4 protein-coding genes are annotated in these 1,904 nt (G+C 53.0%); all 4 read right to left on the bottom strand.

Going from position 1 to position 1,904, the window contains the following annotated elements:
* Positions 1–1,160: membrane protein insertase YidC (yidC, locus tag RDN66_RS16335; protein ID WP_308538025.1), on the bottom strand; the 1,160-nt coding region annotated here is incomplete at its 3' end.
* 2 nt (positions 1,161–1,162) lie between these two features.
* On the bottom strand, positions 1,163–1,420 hold the full coding sequence (gene yidD / locus RDN66_RS16330; protein WP_015703903.1) for a membrane protein insertion efficiency factor YidD: 258 nt from the start codon (positions 1,418–1,420) through the stop codon (positions 1,163–1,165).
* Positions 1,384–1,743: a ribonuclease P protein component gene (gene rnpA / locus RDN66_RS16325; RefSeq protein ID WP_034881900.1), complete on the bottom strand. Its 360-nt coding sequence runs from the start codon at positions 1,741–1,743 to the stop codon at positions 1,384–1,386. Before rnpA ends, yidD begins: the two co-directional genes overlap by 37 nt.
* 17 nt (positions 1,744–1,760) lie before the next feature.
* The gene (gene rpmH / locus RDN66_RS16320) at positions 1,761–1,901 is read right to left on the bottom strand and encodes a 50S ribosomal protein L34 (protein ID WP_003849659.1); all 141 of its coding nucleotides are present in this window, start codon (positions 1,899–1,901) and stop codon (positions 1,761–1,763) included.
* Positions 1,902–1,904 lie beyond the last annotated feature (3 nt).

Raw genomic sequence — 1,904 nt, 5'->3', positions numbered from 1 at the left:
TGCAGCATACGCATCTTCGCCATGGAGGTGTACTGCGCTTTGGTCAGCGGGTACATGATGCCACGAACGATAAAGGTGATAACGATGATGGAGAAGCCCCAGTTACCCAGGAAGCTATGAATCCATTTCAGCAGTTTGAACAGCGGCTGAGAGATGAACCACAGCCAGCCGTAGTCAACGGTCAGATCCAGGTGCGGCGCAACGGCAGCCATTTTGTCCTGAATTGCTGGGCCGACCCACAGGGTGCTCTGCAGTTTATCTGCCTGGCCTGGCTGTACCAGAACCGGCTGAGATTTGTAGCCGATAGCCACTACGCCGTTACCGAGGTTAGCGGTGTAGAAGTTATTGGTACCGTTGTTCTGCGGAACCCATGCAGTAGTGAAGTACTGCTGCAGCATGGCAACCCAACCGTTTTTGGTGTTGGTGTTCAGGTTCTCGTTATCAACGATGGTATCGAATTTATATTTTTCGTATTTCGAGTCAGACGTTGAGTACGCTGCACCACGGAAGGTGTGCATGGTAGACAGCCCGCCAGACTGCGTATTACGGTCAGACGGCAGGTTAGCCGTCTGCTTCAGCTGACCGAAGGTAGACACTTCCAGCGGTTTCTCGCCGGCGTTCTTCACGTCATAGCTCACGTTCACCGCATAATCACCGCGTTTAAGGGTGAAGGTTTTGGTGAAGACGTTGCCTGCTTTATCGGTATAGGTCAGTGGAATGACGATTTCATTCTGGCCATCGGCCATCACAAACGCATCTTTATCGACGTTATACAGCGGACGCGGGCCGTTAGCCGGGTTATCCGGGCCATCACGACCGGTTAAGCCGCTCTGTGCCTGATAGACAAACTGTGGGGTGGTTTCCAGTAACTGGAACGGTTCGTCAGATTTCAGCGCTTTCGGGTAAGCCGGAAGCAGCGCTTGCTCAATATCACCACCGCGAGTGTTGATAGTCAGCTCAAGCACATCAGTTTTAACCGTAATCAGTTTCCCTTGGCCACTGGCCGGTACGCCCTGGTCTGCGGCGCTACCCGCTGCTGTGGTCGTAGTCTGCGTGGTCTGCTGCTGGGTCTGAGGATTGTGGTCCTGTTCCCAAGCTTGCCAGATCATGAAAGACACGAACAACAAAGCGATGATAAGAAGATTGCGTTGCGAATCCATCGTTAGTGTTCTCTGGTATCAAATGGTCCAGGCGGGACGGGGTCGTCACCACCAGGGTGTAAAGGGTGGCATTTTAATACGCGTTTCACTGTCAACCAACTGCCTTTTATCACTCCAAACCTGCGCAATGCCTCAATTCCGTATTGAGAACAGGTTGGCGTGAAACGACAATGCGGCCCGAGTAGCGGACTAATCAGGCGCTGATAGACCCGAATAAGGCCTATCAGGACCCGCGAGCCAGGCGACAATGGCGGCGCCATAATTTTTCCAACGCTTCCGAGAGAGCACGGTTATCGAGGTCGGCAACCCCTCTTTTCGCCACCACCACGAAATCCATTGGCGGGAGTTCATGTTGACGCAAACGAAAACTTTCACGCGTCAGACGTTTAATCCGATTGCGTTCATGTGCGCGTTTCACGTTTTTCTTGGCGACGGTGAGACCGATGCGGGGATGCCCCAGCGAATTCAGGCGGCCGAGGATGGTGATTTGCGGCGTGCCAGCCCGTTGTGGCTGCTGGAAGACGAATGTGAAATGAGTGGGAGTTAACAAACGTAACTCCCTGGGAAATGCTAGCTTAACCACTCGAGGGGTTAGCTTTATTACTTAGAAACGGTCAGACGAGAACGGCCTTTAGCACGACGACGTGCCAGAACCTGACGACCATTTTTAGTAGCCATACGAGCACGGAAGCCGTGAGAACGGTTGCGCTTCAGTACAGACGGTTGAAAAGTGCGTTTCATGGC

The organism is uncultured Kluyvera sp., from assembly GCF_902485085.1.
Classification (GTDB): domain Bacteria; phylum Pseudomonadota; class Gammaproteobacteria; order Enterobacterales; family Enterobacteriaceae; genus Kluyvera; species Kluyvera ascorbata.
This window is presented reverse-complemented; position numbering and strand designations above follow the sequence as displayed.